We start from the raw sequence: 20,188 nt of genomic DNA, 5'->3' as shown, positions 1-20,188 counted from the left end.
TGGCTGTGGTGACGACTCTGACAGTTTCGTGCGCACCAACGATGTCCCGCACCGCACCGGTGCGCACGCGCGGCCGGGGCAAGACAGCTGAGAAGGATGCGTTCGTAGGCGTGGTCGGCGGACGGGAAGACGCTCATCACTGACGAGTCGGTCACCTTCAGCGTGACACAAGGCGACGCGGTGTTTGCCGGAGGCAGCCAGTCGGCGTCCGCGACGACCGACTCCACCGGACAAGCCGTCTCTCCGGTCCTGACGGCGGGGGGGGGAAGACCGACGAGGTGCTCGTGGTCGACCGGAGGTCAGCGCAGCAGGGAGAACTTCTTGGTCAGCGGATCCAGCACATCGCGCTGCCCGAAGACGGCCACTCCGTAGTAGTCGAGGGCCTGCTCCGGCGTGGTCTTCATCCGGTCGAGCTGTTCTGCGTAGGTGTCCCCGGTCATCTCTGCGGTGAAGTCGGTGTACAGCAGTCCTGCAGCGTCGGCCTGGTCGCGCATCCGCCGGACCCAGGCCGGGCGCCCTTCGAGGACGACGAGCGAGAGCCCGGAGATGGGGGCGTGGCTGCCGGCATCAGCGTCCGAGAACGCTAGGAACGACATCTTGCGCAGCAGCTCCGGCTGCTCGGTGGCTGCCTTGGCAGCCAGCCCCAGGCACAGGTGCGACGCCGCGTTCGCCGCCACCCCGGGCGGAAGCTTCGCCTTGAGGGCGACGACGAACTTATAGCGGCTGTCGACCTCAGTCGCGTCGACACAGGCGGGGCTCGCAGTGGGGACGGTCATGGGTGCCTCTTTCAAGATCTCAAGGGGAGTCGCTGAGGGGCGCCTCGGGCGATGTCCCCCAGAGACTGGCGCAGACCGGCACGCCAATCTTGTACGATCTTGCGCCCTGATCTAATCCCGCATACTCACCAGTTGAGATGACCTGGTAGTGCCCTTCGCGGCGGGCTTCCGGGCCGTCTTGCGGGCCTGGCCCGACTTCTTCTGCGCCGTGGCCCGCCGCCGCTCGCCGGGCCGGCGCGGGTCTGATTGATGCTGCCCTGCAACACCTGCAGGCCGACCCCGTTCGTCGCCGTCGGCGGCTCTCCTCGGCCGCCGCCGCGCACGCGGGTGAACTGCCCGCCGATCCGCCCCGGCAGGGCAGCGGCCCCGCTACGAAGATCCTGACCAGTCGGGTTCTTCGAAAGGGACCATGCTCGTGCGCCTGCTCGCCACGTTCGCGGCCGCCACGGCCGCGCTCGCTGCTCTGACCCTGCCCGCCCACGCCGCGCCCGGACCGCTCGGGGAGGCGGGCGGCACGCTCGCCCTGCCACTGTGGGACGCGGTCAAGGCCCTGCCCGCCGCCGAGTAGGCGCGCGCCGGGTACACGCGCACCTCGTTCCGGCACTGGAAGGATGCCGACAAGGGCCAGTGCAACACCCGCAAGGAGGTGCGGCTGGCAGAGGCGTTCATCGCCCCGGAGCAGGGCCCGCGCTGCGCACTGACCGGGGCGAGTGGTGCAGCCCGTACGACGACGTCTACGTCGAGGCTGCCGGCGGCCTGGGTGTCGACCACATGGTGCCGCTCGCCGAGGCCTGGGACTCGGGGCGGGGGAGTGGTCGGCGAAGGAGCGGGAGGCGTACGCCAACGACCTCGGTGACGACCGCGCCCTGATCGCGGTCACCGCCCGCTCCAACCCGTCCAAGGCCGACCAGGACCCGGCGACGTGGCTCCCACCGGCGAAGGCGTACCGGTGTGAATACCTGGCGGACTGGGTGGCGGTGAAAATGCGCTGGCAGCTCAGCGTCGACGACGCCGAGCGCCAGGCGCTCACCGACGGCATGGCCAACTGCCCGAACGAACCGGTGAAGGTGACGCTCGCCCGCTGAGCGACTGCTGCCCCAGGAGCGGGGCAGCGTGCCGATGGTGCCCGGGAGCCATCCACGGTCGGGGCACCGTCACGCCGTCCTTGCAGCGCCGGGGGGGGAACCGTACCGTCGCCCCCCACCGCTCGCGCGCGGCGGGCATACGCCACTCGCACAGCCGGCCGCGGCCTGGGGTTCCCCGACGGGAGGTCTCTGTTGGGGGTGGGCCGCGATACACGCGCACGGGGGCCGGTTCATCCAGCGGCTCCTCAACGGGACCGGCGGGACATGGAACCGATACGCCTGCGGAGATCATGGAAAATCACTGCCCCCGATCAACAACACTGGGGCAGCACACGACAGTTGAGCACGATTGCCCATCTGCCAGCCGCGGCTCCCATGCTCCAACTCGGGACTCACTTGATGAAAACCGCCCGCGCAATCTCATCGGGGGCGGCGCTCGCCTCCGCGACCAGTTCCCCGTCGGCGGACCAGATGCCCGAGCGGCCGGACGTGCGGTCGAAACCGCCACCGGTCGGTCCTGCGAAGGCCGCCGTGGCGACCCACACCCCGTGGTCGGCTGCGACCCGGCGGGCGCGTTCGCCGTGGACCTCAGCCTCGTGATCGGCGTGGACAACCCCAGCAACATACCCGTCGATGCCCAGCGCTGCGGTCCTCGCGGCGTGCTCGGGGATACCCGTGTCGCGGCAGACGGCAAGTCCCAGCCGCCACCCGTCCACTTCGATCACGGCGGGCTCCCCAGGCACAAAATGGGCGGCCTCGCTGCCGTGCAGGTACACCTTCCCGTAAGCCACCCGTGCGCCGTCTCCGTCCACAGCCAGGATGCCGATGCGCGGACCCGGCACAGGCGCGCCGGCCAGGGCAAGCGTCCCTGTCTCGGCGCACGCGGCAACGATCGGAGCCAACCGTTCATCGTCCGGAACGACCGGCTCCGCATCCAGCTCGTATCCCGTCAGCGACATCTCGGGGAAGACCACCACCCGCGCGTCCGCCGCCCGAACGGCCTCCGCGTGGGCCACCGCGTTGGACGTCACGTCGAAAGCCGTGCATCTCGGCTGCGCCACCGCCATGCTCAACAGCTGCTCCACCACGAACTCCCCCCGTCGAATCACGCGATCACCCTATAGAGCGGCCACATAGCGAGCCGTTGCGGCACCGGAACCAACGCGGTGTACCTGGCTCGGCACGGCTGGCGGGTGGCGGCCGTCGACCTGGTCGACCGCGCGGTCCGGCGGACGAGGGAGAAGGCCGCCGGATCGGTAATACCTGAGTAGAGTTTTCACTCCTACACTGCACAGATGCAGTCGATGATGATCAGACGTGCCACTGAGCAGGATGCGGAGCTCCTGACGGCACTGGTCCAGGGATCCGGCGCATACCAGGGGCAGTACGCCTCGATCATTTCTGACCACCGGGTCACCGCCGACTACATCGCTCGGCATCAAGTCTTCATGGCCGTCGAAGTGACCGGACGGTTGCTGGGCTTCTACGCTCTGGTACTGAATCCCCCGGAGCTGGACTTGACTTTCGTGGCGGACGACGCTCAGGGGATGGGCATCGGCCGTCTCCTGGTGAATCACATGATTGGCCAGGCCGGAGAGGCCGGGCTGACCGGCGTGCGTGTGGTTTCCCATCCCCCGGCCGAGGAGTTCTACCGCCGTCTGGGAGCAGAGCGAGTGGGCACGGTCGCTCCACGACCGCCGAAGGTGGCCTGGGAGCGACCGGAGCTGCGGTTCACCATCCCCCAGTGAGGGGTTGCCGGAACCGCCGAGTGGGCGCAGCCACTGGCTCAGCCGGGCCCGTCCGCTCCTTCGCGACCATGCTCACCGAGCGTCAGGGCGAGCGCCTGCCCGTCTGGTTCGACGCCGTCCGGCGGGACGACCTGCCCAGCCTCCACACCCTTGCCGCAGGCATCGACCGCGACGCGGTCATCGCCGACCTGCCTCTGCCCTGGAGCTCGGCGGATGTGCAAGCCTTTCCCTTCCAGATGCCGACGGGGAAGACTTTGATGACCAGCGACGCCCTCGATCAGTTCAGACACATCGCGCGTGAGAGGGCATTTGGCAGGCATGTCGGGTCGGACAGGCTCATACAGGCAGGTCTGGACGCGCTGATTGCTGGGGTCGAGAGCCCGTCCCTGGCCATGCTGGCTGGACTCCTCCGGAGCGAAGAGCCCGAAGCGCCGGAGCTCTTCGACCAAGTACTGGAGGAGCTGGGACTGCTCTTCCACGCGCCCGCAGACGCCCGGGCCGCAAAGTGGGCGATGGCCTACTGGATCGCCGGTCAGATCGCCGACGGATCCCTGGATCCCGCCGCCGGCACTCACCTCATCTGGGCAGACATCGCCTATGACCTCGGCTACCCCGAAGAGCTGGAACCCCTTGTGCACTGCGCGCACAACCTAGACGGCTGGGAGGAGAGTTGGGGAGTCTCCGTCGAGGAACTCAACGGAGAAGCGGTTGAGGCAGCGAAGCAGTTTCTTAGCAGGAGGTCCGCAGCTGAGGCGGGGGACTGACCCGGGGTTCGTTTTCGCCATCGGGATCGGTCAACCTCGAGGGGATCCGCTCACTCAACGTGGCCGCACCACAGAACCTGAGCCAGAACCCAAATCCATCGACAAACGTTGCCCGCTCCCACCTACCGAATCATCGAATCGGCGCTCAAGGCCGGTCACCGTTGCCGAGTGGGTGAGCCAGCCGCCCAGGGGGCTCAGCTGAGGGCATGCGTCTGGGACAGACCCTGCTTGACCTGCCGGGTGACCTACAAGCAGCGGAACGCCGTTGAGCGGTGCATCAACCGCCTCAAGCAGTGGCGCGGCCTGGCCACGCGATGCGACAAGCTCCCGATCGCCTACCAGGCCGCCCTCCACCTCGCCGCCATCGTCATCTGGGCACGGCGATGACCAGAGGTGAGGACGTCTTCCCCATGCGGTCGGCGGCGCCGCCCACCGGTCCACCCCTGCGTCGTCGGGGGAGGGCCTCGACCTCCAGGACCAGCTGCCCGCGGACGGAGGTCGGCTCGTTCCCCCGGCCTGTCTGGGCGGCTAGAACAGGGTCAATGGTTGAGGAGGGGTCGGCGTGGTCTGGTGTTGTCGGATCGCGTCCCGAAGCTGGGCGGCGGTCACGCGGGCGGCAGCGAACTCGCGGGCGGCGACGATGGCCGCGCGGCCGGTCTTGAGGCAGCCGACCAGTTCGGGCCGGGCCTCACGGGCGGCGGCACCGAACGGCGTCAGGGCCCGCACGAGGGCCAGGGTGTACCCGGCCTCCCGGCCTCCCGGCCTCCAGTGCAGGGCGGAACAACGGGGGGGGGGACCGTATCCAGCCGTAATCATGTGCGGCCACCGAAGTCAGGCAAGACCGTGTGGCCCGCCACCACTGACAAGGGCCCGTGCAGGCCTTGCGCCGGTACGGAGGCCCTGTCCTCACCGTCGCCCAGACGCGAGCCCTGGGGAGTTGAGGCTGGTCGGACGGGTCCGGAGCACGACCTCGACCGATGACAGCGCGAAACGCACCGCGCCGGTGAGGACGGCGTCGTCGCCCAGGGCGGAAAGGTGCCAGCGCGGCGGGTCGACGAGCAGGCCGTCGGCGTGGTGTTGGGCCGCGGTCAGCAGGGTCTTCGCCGCGGGAAGCAGGGCGGGGTCGGGGAAGAGCCCGGTGCCGAGGACGACCAGGGCCGGGTCGAGGGCGAGAAGGACCGGGGCCAGGCCCTCGGCCAGCCGTCGCCCGTACGCCTCGACGGTGGCGACCGCGTCGGGGTCGGCCGCGGCCGCGTCATGGATCGCGCCGGCGGGCAGCGGATCCAGGCCGGGGCGTTCGGCCGGGCCGCCACCGGAGAAGCGGATGAAGCCGATCTCGCCGGCCGCGCCGTGGTGGCCGCGCAGCAGGCGGCCACCGGTGATGACGCCGGAGCCGAGGCGTTCGCCGAGCAGGACGAAGACCATCTCCCCGGTCGCGGGGTCGGGCCCCGTCCTGTCGGCCGCTGCCTCGGCCGTCGCCCCGACCCCGCGCCACTGTTCGCCGAGCGCGGCCAGGTTGGCGTCGTTCTCGACGGCCACCGGACAGCAGAGAAGGTCGCGGAGGACGCCCGCGATGTCCACCTCGGTCCACGTGTGAAGGTTGTCCGCCTGGCGGACGCGGGTGTTGCTCCGGTCGACCAGACCGGGGGTACCGAGCGTGGCCGCCCACACCCGGGAAACGTGCACGTCCGCCCGGTCCAGGGCGGCCTGGATCGCCGAGGTCACGACCCGCGCGCGGGCCGGGCCCGGGACGTCGGCGCGGACCGCGCGGCGCTCGACGGCGACCGGTTCGCCGTCGAGGTCGGCCAGGCAGGCGGTGACGGACCGCGGCCGCACGTCGACGCCGACGACGAACCCCGCATGGGGCTGGAAGCGGAAACGGCGGGCCGGGCGGCCGGGGGAGCGCTGGCCCCGGGCGGACGGAGCGGAGGTGACACCGATCAGGCCGCGGGCGACGAGTTCCTCCACGATCGCCTCAACGGTCGGGCGGGACAGGCTGGTTGCTCCGACCAGCTCGGACAGCCGGGGGTGTGGGTCGGCGGAGCGGACGACGGCGAGCACGGCCGCCGCATTCGTGGCACGCAGGTCGGCCACACCCACGACCGAGGGGACCGCCGTCGGCGGGCCCGGCTCCGTGGCACCGCTGAGCGGCCAGAGGGCGTCCGGCTCCGATGTGGTCAAGGGTCGACCTCCTGCTGTCGGCAACAGTCTTCACTCTGCTCTTGACGCGCCATGGCCTGAACTCGATTATGAAACGCAACTGCTTTATTAAACCACTCGGCGCCCGCACCTGGCCACACCTGCCCGCGCCGCCCGCACCTCCATGGCACTCGCCCCGCACCTCCATGGCACTCGCCCGCGCAGCACTCCCTCTCCCGCCGTTCCAGGAGCCCGCCATGAGTCACGTTCCCGCTCCGCCGTCCAGACGCTCGTTCCTCGCTGCCGCCGCAGGTTCCTCCCTGCTCGTCGCGTGCGGCAGCTCCCTCACCCCCGGCGCCAAGTCCACCGACGCGGCCAGCGCGTCTCCCGTCTCGACGGCCGTACCCACCGGCAAGATCACTCTGGTGGTCGCCGACGCGGACGACACCACCATGACCTTCGGCCTGCTCGCGGCGTTCCGGGAGAAGTACCCCAACGTCACCTTCAAGCGCCAGTACACCGGTTGGGACGACTACCTCAAGAGCATCAACACCACGATGTCGGCCGACTCCGCCCCCGACATAGCCCAGTTCGTCTCCGGCATGAACAACCTGGTCAAGGGACGCCTGCTGCTCGACGTCGGCGGCTACGGCAAGGCGTACGGCTGGTCGCGCAGGTTCCCCGGCCTGGACCAGATCACCTTCAGCGCCGACGGCAGGACGGCCGGCACCGGTGCCCTGTACGGCGTGCCCGGCGGGCTGTCGTTCGAGGGCGTCTACTGCAACAAGGCCAAGGTGCGGAAACTGGGCATGACCGTGCCGCCTGCCACGCTGGCCGAGTTGGAGGCCCTGTTCGCCAAGGCCAAGGCCGCCGGGGAGACCGCGCTCGTCGCGGGCAACCTCGACGGCGGCCTCAACCACCCGTTCAACGTGCTGCTGTCGGTCCATCTGAAGCCGGAGGACCGCGAGGCGTGGGCGTTCGGCCGCAAGGGCGCCAAGATCACCGGACCCGAGGCGGTGACGGCCGCGACGACCCTCAAACGCTGGGTCGACCAGGGCTACGTCACCCCCAAGGTCAACGGCACCAGCGACAACGACGCCACCGCCGCGTTCGCCAGAGGCGAGGGCGTCTTCCGGATCAGCGGCAACTGGGCCGCCGCCGCGGTCGACAAGGGCCTCGGTGAGGACGCCGGGCTGTTCAACATGCCGCCGATCACCAAGGGCGGCCCCCTGCGCACCACCGGAGCCGGTGTCTACTACTGCGTCTCCAGCAAGTCGAAGAACGCGGCCGCCGCAGCAGCCTTCCTCGACTTCTGCGCCACCCGACAGGCCTCCGCCGTCACCGCCAAGGCCGGCTTCATGGCACCCGACGCCGGCGCGATGCCGCAGCAGAGCGGCCTCCTCGGGGACGTACGGACCGGCTGGCAGGCAATCGTGAAGGACTCCGGGCTCCAGCCGTTCATCCAGAACGCCTCCACCCCCACGATGCCCGACACCCTCACCACACAGCTCCAGTTGCTCGCCGGCGGCAAGGCCGGCGTCGAGAAGTTCCTCGCCGCCCTCCAGGCCGACTTCGACCAGTTCCACTCCTGACCAGGTCGGCCCGCGACATGACGACAACCACCACGCCCCGACGGGCAGCGCGCCCCGTCCGCAAGGACACCGGCCCGCCGCCCCGCTCGCCGAGCACGACCCGCAGGCGCCGCCGCGCCGTGGCGCTGCTGTACGTCCTGCCGGCACTGCTGCCGTACACCCTGTTCGCGGTGCTGCCGGCCCTGCACACCGCCTACCTGTCGCTGTTCGACTGGGACGGGGTGACCCTGCCGTCTTTCACCGGCCTCGACAACTACCGCCGTGTGGCCACCGATCCACAACTGCGGGCGGCGGCCTGGCACGCCGGTGCGCTCATCGTCTTCTTCTCCGTCCTGCCCATCGCCCTCGGCCTGGTGTCGGCGGCCCTGGTCGCCCGCCGGTCGGGCCGCCGCGGCACCTCCCTGATCCGTACGCTGCTCTTCCTTCCGCAGGTCGTCCCACTGGTCGCGGTCGCCGTCATATGGCGCTGGGTGTACGCCGAGAACGGCACCCTCAACCAGGCCCTGCGCGCGATCGGCCTCGGCCGGCTGACCGACTCGTGGCTGGGCAGCTTCACCTGGGCGCTGCCGGCCGTCGGGCTCGTCGGAACCTGGGTGGTGGCCGGACTGTGCATGGTGCTGTTCCTGTCCGGGACACAGCGCATCGACCAGGAGATCTACGAGGCCGCACGCATGGACGGGGCCGGCCCGGTCCGCGAGTTCTGGTCGATCACCGTCCCCCTGCTGCGGCCGGAGATGGCGGTCGCCCTGTCGATCACCGTGATCGCCGCCCTGTCCAGCTTCGACCTGATCTACATCACCACCGGTGGCGGCCCCGGCAACAGCACCGTGGTGCCCGGCATCCTCATCTACCGGCTGGCCTTCGGCGGCGGTGCCGTGGGCCTGGCCAGTGCATTGGCGGTGGTCCTGACACTGGTCATCTCGGTGGCCGTCGTCGTCATCAACCGACTGGCCAAGGAGCGTCCATGACAGCACGTCAGCGACGTGACTTCGCCGCGCCCGTCGTACTGACGGTCTTCGTGGCCGCCGTACTCGTCCCGTTCCTCTCCCTGCTCCTGGCATCCCTCCAGCCCGCGGGGACACCGCTGACCGGGCTGGCCCTGCCGGACGGCATCCACCTGGAGAACTTCGTCCACGCCTGGTCCGCCGCGGGGTTCGGCCCGCTGCTGCGCTCCAGCGCCGTGATCGCGCTCGCCGTCGTCCCCGCGGCCGTGGTGTGCGCCACCCTGGCCGGGTACGCGCTGGCCACCATGGACGTCCCCGGCGGCGGGAAGCTCTACGGCTACCTCCTGCTGGGGCTGTCCATCCCGACCGAGGTCACCGTCATCCCGCTCTACTACGACCTGCGCGCCCTCGGCCTCACCAACACGGTGCCGGGGCTGGCCCTCGCCGAGATCGCCGCCTTCATGCCGTTCGGCGTGTTCTGGATGCGGGCCCACTTCGCCACCGTGCCGCGCAGCCTCATCGAGGCCGCCCGGCTGGACGGGGCCTCCTCCTGGACGACGCTGTGGCGCGTGCTCATGCCCAGCTCCCGCCCGGCCGTGACCACCCTCGGCGTCCTGTACTTCGTGTGGAGCTGGAACCAGTTCCTGCTCCCGCTGATCCTGATCCAGGACCCGGCGAAACGCACCGCCCCGGCCGGACTGGGCTTTTTCACCGGCCAGTACAACGTCGACGTCCCCCTGCTCGCCGCGGCCACGCTGATCGTGATCGCCCCGGTCGTCCTCGTCTACCTGTTCTTCCAGCGGCACTTCATCAACGGCGTGCTCAGCGGCGCCCTCAAGGGCTAGGAGACCCCACCCCGATGGCACAACTCGACGTCGCGCTGATCGGCGCGGGCGGCATAGCACGGGCCCACCTGCCGGCCTGGACCACGCTCGGCGCCCGCGTACGCGTCTACGCCCCCGACGGACAGGCCCCCGCCCTCGCAAGTGAGTTCGGCCAGGCCGCGGTCGCCTCCCGCGAGGAGGCGATGGAGGGAGCGGATGTCGTCGACGTCTGCACCCCCACCGACACCCACCACGAGATCGCTCTGGCCGCCGTGGCCGCCGGGGCACACGTCCTGTGCGAGAAGCCGCTGGCACTGAGGGCCGCCGACGCCGAGGAGATGGCCGCCGCGGCAGCAGCCGCCGGGGTCCGGCTCTACCCGGGGCACGTCGTGCGCTTCTTCCCCGCCTACGCCCGGCTGCACCCCCTGATCACCGGCGGCGGACTCGGCCGGGTCGCGGTGGCCCGGTTCACCCGCACCGGCCGCTACCCGGCATGGAGCGGCTGGTTCGCCGACCCCACGCGCTCCGGGGGGATCCTGGTCGACCAGATGATCCACGACATGGACATCGCCCGCTGGCTGTTCGGTGAGGTCGTACGCGTCCACGCTCACCAGAGCGGCCACCTCACCGCCCCGGCGCCCGAGGGCGCGGTCGCCACCGGGACCGCGGTGCTCACCCACGCCACGGGCGTCATCAGCCAGATCGTGGGGGTGTGGGCGCCGCCGGCCACACCGTTCCGCACGACCTTCCACATCGCCGGCACCGGCGGAACGGTACGGCACGACTCGCTCGCCTCGCCCGGCCTCAGGATCGTCGGCACGGTGGGCACGGGGGCGGCGGAGGGCATCCCGGCGGGCGACTTCGGCGAGTCGCCGTACACCACCCAGATACGGGAACTCGCCGACGCATTCGCCGGCGGGCCCGAGCCACGGGTGGGCGCGGCCGACGGTGTCGCGGCCGTCCGTATCGCCGCGGCCGCCGCCGATTCGGCCAGGACCGGGCGGGCCGTCGAGCTCCTCCCGCCGCTCGCACCCGAAGGAGCAGCCGCATGAGGATCGCCGTACTGTCCTTCGCCCACGTCCACGCCCCGACCTACATCGAGCTGCTGCGCGGCCGCGACGACGTGGAGCTGCTCACCGCCGACCCCGACGCCCCGCCGGACGATCCGGACCGGGGAGCGGCGCTGGCCGAGCGGCTGGGCGTGCCGTATCTCGCCGGCTGGGACGAGGTGTTCGCGCTGCGGCCCGACGCCGTCATCGTGACCAGTGAGAACTCCCGGCACCGGCACCTGGTCGAGCGGTCCGCGGCGGTCGGCGCGCACGTGCTGTGCGAGAAGCCGCTCGCCACCACGGAGACGGACGCCCGGGCGATGATCGACGCGTGCGCCCGCGCCGGAGTCGGCCTCATGACCGCCTACCCGGTCCGGTTCGGCGCGGCCTTCGCCGCCCTGCACCGCGCGGTGGAGGACGGCTCGCTCGGCCCACTCGTCGGTGTCCACGGCTCCAACAACGGCTGGAACCCCGCCGCGTCCCGGCCGTGGTTCGGTGACCGGGAGCTGGCGGGCGGCGGCGCGGTGATGGACCACACCGTGCACATCGCCGACCTGATGGACGTGCTGCTCGGCGGGGAACAGGCCGTGGAGGTCTACGCCCAGGCCAACGACGTCCTGGGCCCGGACGTCGGTGCCGGCGTCGAGACGGCGGGGCTTGTCACCGTCCGCTACCCGGGCGGCGTCGTCGCCGCCATCGACTGCAGCTGGAGCCAGCCGAAGGACCACCCGACCTGGGGCGGCCTGGCCCTGACCTGCGTGGCCGAGAAGGGGATCGTCGAGTTCGACGCCTTCCCCCGGTTGCTCGGCGGCTTCGACTCCACCGCCGCCCGCCCCCGCTGGGAACCAGGCGGTGACGACCTCGACGCGGCCATGCTGGAGGAGTTCCTCGACGCCGCCCGCACCGGCCGCCGCCCCCGGCCGGACGGCGAGGCCGGACTGCGGAGCCTGCGGATCGTTCTGGCGGCCTACGCGTCACTGCGGAGCGGCCAGCCTGTTCCCCTGCCCGACACGAGCGAGGACGATCCCGGACGGATCCACCCGTCTGAGTGACTTGGTGCGATGAGCCGGCCTCGCGTCAGTGAGAGTGCGACCTTCTGGGAGTTGTACTCGGGGTGCTGCGCCGACTCCGCCTGAAGCTGGCCACGGCTGTATCGCATCCGCACGACGCCGGGCTCGGTGGCCCCCTGCCGGGGAGGCCCCCGGTGGTCCCAGCAACACCCTCATACACACCGTCTGGCCGCACTGTCCTACGGCCCTGTGTCCGCCAGAGTCGTGGGGGTCGGCGGACACGGCCGAAGGGGTCACAAGCAGGAGGGGAAACAGCATGTCCGAAGCAACAGTTGGGGCACATCACGGCATGGCCCGACGGGGGTTCCTGGCCGGGGCCGCCGTCGTGACGGGTGCGGCACTGACGAGCACGGCGCCCGCCGGCACGGCACGCGCGACCGGGAGGAGGGCCGGAAACGGCGCCGGCACCGGCCCGTTGGCGTTCACCCACGTCACCGTGATCGACGGATCGGGAGCACCCCCGGCCCCCGGCATGACGGTCGTCGTCGAGGGCGGCCGCATCACCGGCCTCGCCCCGAGCGCGCGCACCCGGCTTCACCCGGACACCCGCACGGTCGACCTGACCGGCAAGTACCTGATCCCAGGACTGATCGAGTCGCACACCCACAGCGACGGCCCGGAGACAGTGATCCCGGCGCTGTACGCCCTCGCCGGCGTCACCACGGTCCGGGAGATGCGGGGCCAGCCGATCCACCACGAATGGCGCGAGAAGATCCGCAGCGGTGCACTGCTCGGCCCCCGCTGGGTGGTCGGCAGCCCCATCGTCGACGGCGCGCCCTCACTGTGGGCGGCCGACGTGGGTCCGACCATCGAGGTGCGCGACGCGGCCGGGGCCCGGCGCGCCGTACGGCGGGTCAAGCGCGAGGGCGCGGACTTCGTCAAGGTGTACTCCCGCCTGTCCCGCGAGGCCTACTTCGCTATCGCGGACGAGGCCCGGCGCCAGGGCATCCCCCACCTCGGGCACTGCCCCGACACCGTACGGATCGCGGAGGCGAGCGCCACCGGCCACCGCACCATCGAGCACCTGCACGCGCTGCTCCTGGCCACCTCACGGCACGAGAAAGAGATACGGCGCCGCCTGGCCGCCGTACGGATCGACCCGCGCGACCCCAGCAGCCTGTCCCGCTACCACAGCTGGTTCCAGCAGGTGCATCCCCTCGAATGGCGGGCGGTGCAGGGCTACGACCGGGACCGGGCGGACGCCCTCTTCCGGAGTCTGGCGACTGACGGGACAGCTGTCGTCCCCACGCTCAGCGTGCACCGCACGCTGGAGCTGCCCGACGACGTCCCGTCCCGGGTCGAGGAGTGGAAGTACCTGCCCGCCTGGCAGGTGGAGAGCTGGCCGGACCAGCTGGCGGCCCTGACCGGTGGGCGCACCCCCGAGCAGGACCGGCAGATCCGCCGGATCTTCGCACACCGGCTCCGGCTGGTGAGCGAGCTGCACGGCGCGGGCGTGCGGCTGGCGGCGGGCACCGACACCGGCACGGGATACCTAGTCCCGGGCTTCGCCCTCCACGACGAGCTGGCGCTGCTCGTGGCGGCCGGCCTCACCCCGGCTGAGGCCCTGCGAGCGGCCACGCGGGACGCGGCCCGCACCCTCGGCCTGCCCGCCGTCGGCACGGTGGCCCGCGGACAGGCCGCCGATCTGCTCGTCCTCGACGCCGACCCGCTGCGTGACATCCGCAACACCCGCCGCATCCACGGCGTGGTCGTCGACGGCAGGTGGATCCCGCCGGAGGAACGCCGCCGGCTGCTCGCGGCGGTGGAAGAGGCCGCCGCACAGACCCCGCCGCCTCAGGAAGGAGCGACCATGACGGGCTGCGGCTGCGGCGGACACACCTGAGGACGTCGTTCGAGCAAGACTGACGACGTGATCGACTGGACGACGGCTTGTGAGCCCGATGCTCATACGGCGTCCGCTCCGGCGGGTTCCCACAGCTGGATCGGGGTGCCCTCCGGGTCCGTGAGCTCGGCGAACCGGCCATTGGGGTAGTCCTGCTCATGGACATCGGCCTGGATGCCCGCGCTCCGCAGCTGGGCCACCATGGCATCGAGATCGCGAACCCGGAAATTGATCGCCCACTGCTGTCCGGGCGCGCGGAAGTGCTCCGATCCGCTGTGGAGCGGCGCGAAGACAGTTGGCCCGGCTTCGGTCTCCCAGGACCGCTCATCGTACGTTTCCGGTGGGCGTCCAACGCCGAGGTGGGTCTCATACCAGCTGGCCAGCGCCTCAGGGTCGCTGGCACGGAAGAAGATGCCGCCGATGCCCGTCACGCGTTCCATGCCGCCATTCTGCCCTTTCGGCTCACTTGCAGCCCTCGGTTTGAGTTTTGACGTCCGGGTATGGGACGGCCCGAACCATTCGGCGCGAGTTCATCGCCGTAGGGCCTGTGTGACGTCTTGATCAATCCTGCCGATCTGGATCCGGGAGACCGGGTCGGCCTGTGGCTTCCTCGGCGGCGGTCGCCGCGGCGTACAGCGTTGCGATGAGGGTGGACAGCGCGGTCGGCCCGGCATCCGTGGTACCACCTCTCACCGTTGTCGTCGGACAGGCGGACAGGCGGACAGGGGACGGGCTGTCCTGCCAGTGGTGTCGACCTTGCGGACGGCACGGGCGCGGCGGGCCCGGCCAGTGGGTCCGCCCGCCCCTTACCTACAGGGCGGACGACGCGATCACCGCGGTGAGAGCGGCGACCGTGGTGCGGATCGTGTCTCCGAGTGCCGCGGCCTGACCTTGCCCCTCGGCGATAGCGGCCAGACGGTACTCGCGTGCCTCCGCCCCGGGGCCCTGCGGCATGACGGTCTGGAGGCTTGCGTGGTGCAGTACGGTGATCAGCGCGGCCGTGCGTTCATCGGGCTCCTGGCCCTGTGCGAGGACGGCTGCCAGCCGTCCTCGCAATGCCGCGAGTTCCGACAGTCCCGTGACCGGGTGCTTCACCGATCCGAATGCGCCGAGGACCCGTCGTCCCTGCTCCCGTACCAGTCCCTTCTCCAGCAGCCCCTGGTACGCCGTGTCGAGAGCCTTCTCGCGTACGGCCAGAAGCCACTCGCGGGGCGTCTCCTCGGGATGGCTCTGCATGCGCTCGGCCATGGCCGTGGCCGCCGGATCCCCCGGCGTCGACGCTCCAGCGACGACGAGTGCGCCGTCACGCTCCGTCAGGCGCCCGGAGAAGCTCAGCTCCAGCAAGGCGGCCGCCGAAACCGCAAGGGACACCCGCAGCGGTGCTTCGCACAGGGTGCCGGCCTCTTCGTCCAGTGCGAGCAGTACGATCTGCTCGCCGATTGTCAGATCCTTGGTCATGGGACCCCCCTCTCAAAAGAGAGATGAGCGAACGGAGGCTGGGGTTCCCGGCACGCGTCGGCGAAGTCGGGTGACCGGGCCGGGCCTGGCGGCCAGTGCCTCTGACCAGTGAGAATGAGGATCGGTGAGGTTCTCGTACGTGCCCATGCCGTGGTCTCGCAGGCCGGTTGAAGTGCAAACGCAGTTGACCGCTCAGGATGCGGTTGGGACCGGCCTCACGTGACCGACGCCCGGGCCGTCAACGAGACACGTTTTCCCCGGCGCCCTGTCGGACTACGGGAGCGTCCTCGCCCGCCGTCGCTGGTCTGGATGGATGCTGGTTGTTGTCTCAGCTGATCTGGTCCGGCTCCGCTGTTTCGACCTGATACCACGCCTGGTTCGTCAGTCACGATTCGTATCTTGCCGAGGACCGCCAGTTCTTGAGGTGGCCGAAGCTGTGCTCGACCGGTGCTCGGACGGCGGCGAGGGCCTTGTTGGACCGTTTCTGACCGCGGGTCAATGGGCGGTCCCGGGCGGCCTTGTAACCAGTGATCACGGCCGGGTCGGCGTCGGGGGCGCTGTCGTCGAGGCCGACGACTCCGGTGAATTCGGCGAACCCCTGCACGGGCAGCTGCCCATGGTGCGATTCGGGCCGGTCGGCGATTGGACGACCTCGCGCTCGGCGTAAAGCGCTGTTGCTTTCAGTAGCCGAAGCGTCCGAGAACCTGAATGGACGGTCGTTTCGTCTCCCTGATCGTGAAAGGGATGGCAGACCTCGACGAGGCAGAACTCGTGCGTCGCGTCGCCGGTGGTGACCGGGTGGCGTTCGACGAGTTGTATCGGCGTACTTCGCCCTGGTTGGCGGTGCGGCTCCGCCGCCGCTGCGCCGACGACGACGTCGTCGCCGACGTGCTCCAGGAGACCTACCTGGCGGTCTGGCGTGCGGCCGGCAGCTATGCGGGCTCCGTGACCGAGGGCAGTGCGGTCGGCTGGCTCTGGACGATCGCCGCGAACCGTCTCGTCGACGCGTTCCGTCGACGTGCCCGGCAGGAGCGGGTGCCGACGGTTGCCCTGCTCGATACGACCGCGCCGGCCGCCGAGGACGAGGTGATGGCGAACCGCGTCGACCAGAACTTCGAACAGGCGCTGCTGCGGCTGCCACCGGAGTTGCGGCAGGTGCTGCAGGCGATGGTGCTCGACGACCTGTCGGTCCGTCAGACGGCGGTGCTGCTCGGTATGCCGGAGGGCACGGTGAAAACCCGCGCGCGGCGGGCTCGGATCGCGTTGCGGAAGGCACTCTCATGACTCATCCCACCACCACGATCCTGGCCCGCTACGCGGACGGCGGACACGGACTCGACGACGCCGCGCTCTGGTCGATCGAGGTCCATCTGGACGCGTGCGCCGACTGCCGTGAGTCACTGGCCGCCAAGGCCACCCCTGCCACGACGGATCTGCTCGACCGTGTCGCCGTCTCGCTCGGCCAGGCGATCGAAGCGAGCCCGTCGCCGACCCGGCAATGCACACCAGCAGCGGCCGTGCACCGACGCTGGCTCGCGTGGACGCTGCTGCCCTGGCTCGCGGTGACCGTCGCGGTGCTGGGCTGTGGCGTACTCCTGGAATCCGCCGAGCCGAGCCTGCCGTCGCTCGTGCTGCTGCTGGCCCCGGTGGCTCCGCTGCCCGGCGTCGCGGTGGCCTGGAGCCGGCGGATCGACCCCGCCTGGGAACTGATCGCCACCACACCGGCAGCCGGCCTGGCCATGGTGCTGCGGCGGACGCTCGCGGTGCTCGTCGTCGTGCTTCCGGCATTGCTGGTGGCGGGTGTGAGCACAGGAACCTCGCTGGCCCTCACCCTGCTGCCGTGCCTGGCGTTCACGGGGGCCACCCTCGTGCTCGGCGCCCTCATCGGCGTACGGCGCGCGGCGATCGGACTCGCGGTGGTCTGGTCCGCGGCAGTCCTGCTGCCGAGTGTGGCGGCCCAGTCCCTGTCCCCGGTACTTCAGCCGGGCAGCACCGCCGACTGGGTGGTGGCCACCGTGGCCCTTGCCGCGATCACACCGCTCGCCGCCACGCGCTTCCGCCGCCTGACCAGTGGCAACTGACCCCCCATCAACAGGATCAACCGGATCAACAGGAGAGACCCATGCGAGCGGTGCGTGCTGCCGAAACGGCTCCCACCCTTCATCCCTGGCTCGTCCACGCAAAAGAACTGCGTGTCCGGGCCGGCCGGCACCTGGCCGTCGACGGACTCGACTTGACGCTGACTGCCGGCGTGCACGGTGTGCTCGGCCCGAACGGCGCCGGCAAGACCACGCTGATGCGCGCGCTGTCCACCGTCGTCAAGCCCGCCGGCGGCTCATTGACGCTGCTCGGCGCGCAGGTGGACGGCCGTGCCGACCTGCGCGAGGTGCGTCGCAAACTGGGGTATCTGCCGCAGCATTTCGGCTTCTACCCACGGTTCACCATCCGCGAGTTCGTCGCGTACATGGCCTGGCTCAAGGAAATGCCCAAAACCGCGATACCCGACGCCGTACAACGCGCGATCGATCGGGTGGGTCTCACCACCAAGGCCGACGCCAAGATGAAGACGCTGTCCGGCGGCATGCTGCGCCGGGCCGGCATCGCCCAGGCCATCGTGAACGACCCCGAACTGCTCCTGCTCGACGAGCCCACCGTCGGACTCGACCCCGAACAACGTCTCGACTTCCGCGACCTGCTGCGTGACCTCGGCGCCGACAGCTGTGTGCTGGTCTCCACCCACCTCGTCGAGGACGTCGTCGCTGCCTGCACCGACGTCATCCTCATGAACGAAGGCCGACTCCTCTTCCAGGGCACCCCCGACGACCTGATCGCCCGCGGGGGGCAGGGCGACCCGGGCGACAGCCCTGCGGAGCGCGGCTACTCCGCACTCCTGCGCCGGCACCGGAGCAACGCATGAACCGCATCCTCGGCATCGAGCTCCGGCGCTCGGCCGCCCTCGGCGCCGCGCTCCTGATCGCCGTCGCCGGCACGATCGTCCTCCACGCCACCGCGGGGCGATGGTCCACGGGCTGGATGGCGCTGGCCATGACGCAGCGCGAATACCTCGCGGTTCTCTCGCCCTTTGCGATGGCGGCCGGCGCCTGGCAGTCCTATCGCGAGCACCGGGCGAACGTCGCCGAACTGCTCGCCGCCGTGCCCCGCCCGAGACCGCAGCGCGTGGTGCCGATCCTGGCCACGACGGCCCTGGCGGTGCTCGTCGCCTACCTGGTCACGCTCCTCGCGGCGGCACCACGGATCGCCGACACGGCGCGCTACCTGCCGTCGGCCGCGCTTGTCGTCGTGGCCGTCGGGCTGGTCGCGATGATCGCCTCGGTCTGGCTCGGGTTGGCCGTCGGACGCCTGGTGCCGGCGCTCGCCACCGCGCCCGCGCTGGCCGTGATCGGCTTCGCGCTACTGATCCTCGCGCCCCACGCCCTTCCGGACGGCGGATTCACGGCGGCGTTCTCCCCGGCCATGGGGATGAGCATGTTCAGCGACTACGACACCGTCGACGGCGGAGTCAGCGCCGCCCAGGCACTCTGGACAGCCGCGGTTGCGGTGGCCGGTGTCGTGCTCTTCGTCGTCCACAACCGTAAGTTCGCGTTCGCCGCGCTGCTGCCGCTGGCCATCGGGGCCACGGCCACGGCCCTGGTGGTGCCGACCGGCGATGCCTACGACCAAGGGACGCTCGATCCGGTCGCCCAGGAACTGGTGTGCACCGACGACACCCCGCGGGTCTGCGTCAGCCGGGCGCACGAAGGGTTGCTGCCCGAGGTAACCCCCAAGGCCCGGCACGCACTGGAACTCCTGACGAAAACATTGATCGTCGAGGCACATGAGGACACCTCCACGTTCTCTCCTCCTACGTCACCGAGGTCGCGGGCCGACACCGCGCTGATGAGTATCACGGTCGACAAGCACGGTCACCTCGCCCACCCGGGAAGGCTCGAACCGGCGATGCTCACCGGAGTGTTCACCGGCCCTCTCAGCTGCGGAGACAACCGGAACGTGACAGTCGCCACCGCTGCGGCCTACTGGCTGCTCGACCGGGAGCCGACCGCCGGTCCCGATGGCCTCGAATTCGATGACCCGGATGCCGTCAAGCTCTGGAAGGGACTGCAGGCACTGCCGCGAGCCGAGGCCGAAGCCCGGGTCATCGCCGTCTATCAGGCCGCCCAGCAGTGCCAGGACACCACCGACCTCCTGAGCGGAGGCGCCCGATGACAGGACTGACGCTCTACGTCCGCTCGCGCCAGGTGCCGGCGGCGCTCGGCGCGGCCGGCGCGGGCACGGCCATCGCGTGGCTGCTGGCGACGGCCTTCAGCGTCACGGGCGAGGTGAGCAGCACCGTACTCGCCCTGACGGTCCTGCTCCTGGTAGCGGTCGCCACCACCACGCTCTCAGGCCCCGACGACACCCTGGACCGCACGGCGGCGAGGCCGTGGGGATGGCTGCGCATGTCCCACCTGGCCACGGCCCTGGGATGCGTACTCATGCTGCTGCTGGCCACACTGCTCACCGGCACGCGCTTCGGGCCGTTCGGATGTGTCGTCCGCGACGCGGCCGGCCTGCTGGGCCTGACCGCCCTGGGGACGGCCACGGTCGGCACCGCTCGCTCGTGGTTCCTGCCTCTCGGGTGGACGCTCGGCGCGGCGGCGTTCCCGGGCATGGGCACCGCGGGGGAGGCGCTGACCTGGCAGACACAGGCCTCCGACAGCCGACCCGCGGCCGTGGTCGCAGCGGTACTCACCGTCGCCGGAACCGCCGCCTACGTCAGCCGAGGCCCACGTACTACAGCCGGAGATCTGTGACGGAGCCTGTGTGGTGTCGTTGACCGGGCATGATGCTGGGTGTGAAGGTGCGCCGCCTGCTCCATCCAGGGGTTGGGCCGCGGGT

23 protein-coding genes and 1 pseudogene are annotated in these 20,188 nt (G+C 70.7%); 17 read left to right on the top strand and 7 right to left on the bottom strand.

Annotation, left to right across the window (positions count from 1 at the left end; all coding sequences use genetic code 11):
- Positions 1-299: 299 nt before the first annotated feature.
- On the bottom strand, positions 300-776 hold the full coding sequence (locus ACZ3I3_RS37845) for a DUF2000 domain-containing protein (protein WP_467372311.1): 477 nt from the start codon (positions 774-776) through the stop codon (positions 300-302).
- Between the two features lie 409 nt (positions 777-1,185).
- On the opposite strand from ACZ3I3_RS37845, the gene ACZ3I3_RS37840 reads away from it, so the two are divergent.
- Positions 1,186-1,344, top strand: coding sequence for a hypothetical protein (locus ACZ3I3_RS37840; RefSeq protein WP_467372310.1), 159 nt, complete (start codon positions 1,186-1,188; stop codon positions 1,342-1,344).
- A gap of 145 nt (positions 1,345-1,489) precedes the next feature.
- Positions 1,490-1,861: an HNH endonuclease family protein gene (locus ACZ3I3_RS37835; RefSeq protein ID WP_467372309.1), complete on the top strand. Its 372-nt coding sequence runs from the start codon at positions 1,490-1,492 to the stop codon at positions 1,859-1,861.
- 392 nt (positions 1,862-2,253) lie between these two features.
- Here ACZ3I3_RS37835 and ACZ3I3_RS37830 read toward each other — a convergent pair whose 3' ends face one another.
- Complete coding sequence (locus ACZ3I3_RS37830; protein WP_467372308.1) at positions 2,254-2,946, bottom strand: carbon-nitrogen hydrolase family protein; 693 nt, start codon at positions 2,944-2,946, stop codon at positions 2,254-2,256.
- A 48-nt stretch (positions 2,947-2,994) separates the two neighbouring features.
- Here ACZ3I3_RS37830 and ACZ3I3_RS37825 point away from each other — a divergent pair, with 48 nt between their 5' ends.
- The 4 genes and pseudogenes from ACZ3I3_RS37825 to ACZ3I3_RS37810 form a co-directional block, all read left to right on the top strand.
- Positions 2,995-3,132, top strand: coding sequence for a methyltransferase domain-containing protein (locus tag ACZ3I3_RS37825; RefSeq protein WP_467372352.1), 138 nt, complete (start codon positions 2,995-2,997; stop codon positions 3,130-3,132).
- Between the two features lie 24 nt (positions 3,133-3,156).
- Positions 3,157-3,609 (top strand): GNAT family N-acetyltransferase, encoded by a 453-nt coding sequence (locus ACZ3I3_RS37820; RefSeq protein WP_467372307.1) that lies wholly within the window; start codon positions 3,157-3,159, stop codon positions 3,607-3,609.
- A gap of 68 nt (positions 3,610-3,677) precedes the next feature.
- The gene (locus ACZ3I3_RS37815; RefSeq protein WP_467372306.1) at positions 3,678-4,373 is read left to right on the top strand and encodes a hypothetical protein; all 696 of its coding nucleotides are present in this window, start codon (positions 3,678-3,680) and stop codon (positions 4,371-4,373) included.
- A gap of 243 nt (positions 4,374-4,616) precedes the next feature.
- Positions 4,617-4,760 (top strand): annotated as a pseudogene (locus ACZ3I3_RS37810) (IS5/IS1182 family transposase); the annotation flags it as partial.
- A gap of 141 nt (positions 4,761-4,901) precedes the next feature.
- On the opposite strand, the gene ACZ3I3_RS37805 reads toward ACZ3I3_RS37810, so the two are convergent.
- Complete coding sequence (locus ACZ3I3_RS37805) at positions 4,902-5,099, bottom strand: hypothetical protein (protein WP_467372305.1); 198 nt, start codon at positions 5,097-5,099, stop codon at positions 4,902-4,904.
- A 180-nt stretch (positions 5,100-5,279) separates the two neighbouring features.
- A complete protein-coding gene (locus ACZ3I3_RS37800; RefSeq protein ID WP_467372304.1) occupies positions 5,280-6,554 on the bottom strand; it encodes an ROK family transcriptional regulator in 1,275 nt (424 codons plus the stop codon).
- Between the two features lie 215 nt (positions 6,555-6,769).
- Between ACZ3I3_RS37800 and ACZ3I3_RS37795 the strand changes: the two genes are divergently transcribed.
- The 6 genes from ACZ3I3_RS37795 (at position 6,770) to ACZ3I3_RS37770 (ending at position 13,834) form a co-directional block, all read left to right on the top strand.
- Positions 6,770-8,104, top strand: coding sequence for an ABC transporter substrate-binding protein (locus ACZ3I3_RS37795; RefSeq protein ID WP_467372303.1), 1,335 nt, complete (start codon positions 6,770-6,772; stop codon positions 8,102-8,104).
- 17 nt (positions 8,105-8,121) lie between these two features.
- Positions 8,122-9,072, top strand: a complete 951-nt coding sequence (locus ACZ3I3_RS37790; protein ID WP_467372302.1) for a carbohydrate ABC transporter permease — start codon at positions 8,122-8,124, stop codon at positions 9,070-9,072.
- On the top strand, positions 9,069-9,893 hold the full coding sequence (locus tag ACZ3I3_RS37785; protein ID WP_467372301.1) for a carbohydrate ABC transporter permease: 825 nt from the start codon (positions 9,069-9,071) through the stop codon (positions 9,891-9,893). The genes ACZ3I3_RS37790 and ACZ3I3_RS37785 overlap by 4 nt, the downstream gene beginning before the upstream one ends.
- A 14-nt stretch (positions 9,894-9,907) precedes the next feature.
- Positions 9,908-10,924 carry a Gfo/Idh/MocA family protein gene (locus tag ACZ3I3_RS37780; protein ID WP_467372300.1) on the top strand — a complete coding sequence of 339 codons (1,017 nt, stop codon included), beginning with the start codon at positions 9,908-9,910 and terminating at the stop codon, positions 10,922-10,924.
- Positions 10,921-11,973, top strand: a complete 1,053-nt coding sequence (locus tag ACZ3I3_RS37775; RefSeq protein WP_467372299.1) for a Gfo/Idh/MocA family protein — start codon at positions 10,921-10,923, stop codon at positions 11,971-11,973. The genes ACZ3I3_RS37780 and ACZ3I3_RS37775 overlap by 4 nt, the downstream gene beginning before the upstream one ends.
- A 307-nt stretch (positions 11,974-12,280) precedes the next feature.
- Entirely contained in the window at positions 12,281-13,834 is a 1,554-nt protein-coding gene (locus ACZ3I3_RS37770; RefSeq protein WP_467372298.1) for an amidohydrolase family protein, read from the top strand.
- A 62-nt stretch (positions 13,835-13,896) separates the two neighbouring features.
- Here the strand turns inward: ACZ3I3_RS37770 and ACZ3I3_RS37765 are convergent, their stop codons facing one another.
- The 3 genes from ACZ3I3_RS37765 to ACZ3I3_RS37755 all read right to left on the bottom strand — a co-directional run bounded on the left by ACZ3I3_RS37765 (position 13,897) and on the right by ACZ3I3_RS37755 (position 15,896).
- Positions 13,897-14,274 carry a VOC family protein gene (locus ACZ3I3_RS37765; protein ID WP_467372297.1) on the bottom strand — a complete coding sequence of 126 codons (378 nt, stop codon included), beginning with the start codon at positions 14,272-14,274 and terminating at the stop codon, positions 13,897-13,899.
- A gap of 370 nt (positions 14,275-14,644) precedes the next feature.
- The gene (locus tag ACZ3I3_RS37760) at positions 14,645-15,292 is read right to left on the bottom strand and encodes a GOLPH3/VPS74 family protein (RefSeq protein WP_467372296.1); all 648 of its coding nucleotides are present in this window, start codon (positions 15,290-15,292) and stop codon (positions 14,645-14,647) included.
- A gap of 385 nt (positions 15,293-15,677) precedes the next feature.
- Positions 15,678-15,896, bottom strand: coding sequence for a hypothetical protein (locus tag ACZ3I3_RS37755; protein ID WP_467372295.1), 219 nt, complete (start codon positions 15,894-15,896; stop codon positions 15,678-15,680).
- 140 nt (positions 15,897-16,036) lie between these two features.
- On the opposite strand from ACZ3I3_RS37755, the gene ACZ3I3_RS37750 reads away from it, so the two are divergent.
- The 5 genes from ACZ3I3_RS37750 to ACZ3I3_RS37730 are packed head-to-tail and all read left to right on the top strand — an operon-like array spanning position 16,037 to position 20,103.
- A complete protein-coding gene (locus tag ACZ3I3_RS37750; protein WP_467372294.1) occupies positions 16,037-16,576 on the top strand; it encodes an RNA polymerase sigma factor in 540 nt (179 codons plus the stop codon).
- Positions 16,573-17,373 (top strand): zf-HC2 domain-containing protein, encoded by an 801-nt coding sequence (locus tag ACZ3I3_RS37745; protein ID WP_467372293.1) that lies wholly within the window; start codon positions 16,573-16,575, stop codon positions 17,371-17,373. The genes ACZ3I3_RS37750 and ACZ3I3_RS37745 overlap by 4 nt, the downstream gene beginning before the upstream one ends.
- A 41-nt stretch (positions 17,374-17,414) precedes the next feature.
- A complete protein-coding gene (locus ACZ3I3_RS37740; protein ID WP_467372292.1) occupies positions 17,415-18,209 on the top strand; it encodes an ABC transporter ATP-binding protein in 795 nt (264 codons plus the stop codon).
- Positions 18,206-19,516, top strand: coding sequence for a hypothetical protein (locus ACZ3I3_RS37735; RefSeq protein ID WP_467372291.1), 1,311 nt, complete (start codon positions 18,206-18,208; stop codon positions 19,514-19,516). Before ACZ3I3_RS37740 ends, ACZ3I3_RS37735 begins: the two co-directional genes overlap by 4 nt.
- A complete protein-coding gene (locus ACZ3I3_RS37730; RefSeq protein WP_467372290.1) occupies positions 19,513-20,103 on the top strand; it encodes a hypothetical protein in 591 nt (196 codons plus the stop codon). Before ACZ3I3_RS37735 ends, ACZ3I3_RS37730 begins: the two co-directional genes overlap by 4 nt.
- The last annotated feature ends 85 nt before the right edge of the window (positions 20,104-20,188 follow it).

The organism is Streptomyces sp. NPDC016851 (assembly GCF_055562795.1).
Note: the sequence above shows the minus strand (reverse complement) of the source record. Positions and strands in the feature narration are given on the sequence as shown.

Excerpts from the sequence above, each read along its gene's own strand:
- ACZ3I3_RS37845 (WP_467372311.1), bottom strand. The coding sequence starts at position 776 with ATGACCGTCCCCACTGCGAGCCCCGCCTGTGTCGACGCGACTGAGGTC.
- ACZ3I3_RS37840 (WP_467372310.1), top strand. The coding sequence starts at position 1,186 with ATGCTCGTGCGCCTGCTCGCCACGTTCGCGGCCGCCACGGCCGCGCTC.
- ACZ3I3_RS37820 (WP_467372307.1), top strand. The coding sequence starts at position 3,157 with ATGCAGTCGATGATGATCAGACGTGCCACTGAGCAGGATGCGGAGCTC.
- ACZ3I3_RS37815 (WP_467372306.1), top strand. The coding sequence starts at position 3,678 with ATGCTCACCGAGCGTCAGGGCGAGCGCCTGCCCGTCTGGTTCGACGCC.
- ACZ3I3_RS37795 (WP_467372303.1), top strand. The coding sequence starts at position 6,770 with ATGAGTCACGTTCCCGCTCCGCCGTCCAGACGCTCGTTCCTCGCTGCC.
- ACZ3I3_RS37790 (WP_467372302.1), top strand. The coding sequence starts at position 8,122 with ATGACGACAACCACCACGCCCCGACGGGCAGCGCGCCCCGTCCGCAAG.
- ACZ3I3_RS37785 (WP_467372301.1), top strand. The coding sequence starts at position 9,069 with ATGACAGCACGTCAGCGACGTGACTTCGCCGCGCCCGTCGTACTGACG.
- ACZ3I3_RS37780 (WP_467372300.1), top strand. The coding sequence starts at position 9,908 with ATGGCACAACTCGACGTCGCGCTGATCGGCGCGGGCGGCATAGCACGG.
- ACZ3I3_RS37775 (WP_467372299.1), top strand. The coding sequence starts at position 10,921 with ATGAGGATCGCCGTACTGTCCTTCGCCCACGTCCACGCCCCGACCTAC.
- ACZ3I3_RS37770 (WP_467372298.1), top strand. The coding sequence starts at position 12,281 with ATGGCCCGACGGGGGTTCCTGGCCGGGGCCGCCGTCGTGACGGGTGCG.
- ACZ3I3_RS37765 (WP_467372297.1), bottom strand. The coding sequence starts at position 14,274 with ATGGAACGCGTGACGGGCATCGGCGGCATCTTCTTCCGTGCCAGCGAC.
- ACZ3I3_RS37760 (WP_467372296.1), bottom strand. The coding sequence starts at position 15,292 with ATGACCAAGGATCTGACAATCGGCGAGCAGATCGTACTGCTCGCACTG.
- ACZ3I3_RS37750 (WP_467372294.1), top strand. The coding sequence starts at position 16,037 with ATGGCAGACCTCGACGAGGCAGAACTCGTGCGTCGCGTCGCCGGTGGT.
- ACZ3I3_RS37745 (WP_467372293.1), top strand. The coding sequence starts at position 16,573 with ATGACTCATCCCACCACCACGATCCTGGCCCGCTACGCGGACGGCGGA.
- ACZ3I3_RS37740 (WP_467372292.1), top strand. The coding sequence starts at position 17,415 with ATGCGAGCGGTGCGTGCTGCCGAAACGGCTCCCACCCTTCATCCCTGG.
- ACZ3I3_RS37735 (WP_467372291.1), top strand. The coding sequence starts at position 18,206 with ATGAACCGCATCCTCGGCATCGAGCTCCGGCGCTCGGCCGCCCTCGGC.
- ACZ3I3_RS37730 (WP_467372290.1), top strand. The coding sequence starts at position 19,513 with ATGACAGGACTGACGCTCTACGTCCGCTCGCGCCAGGTGCCGGCGGCG.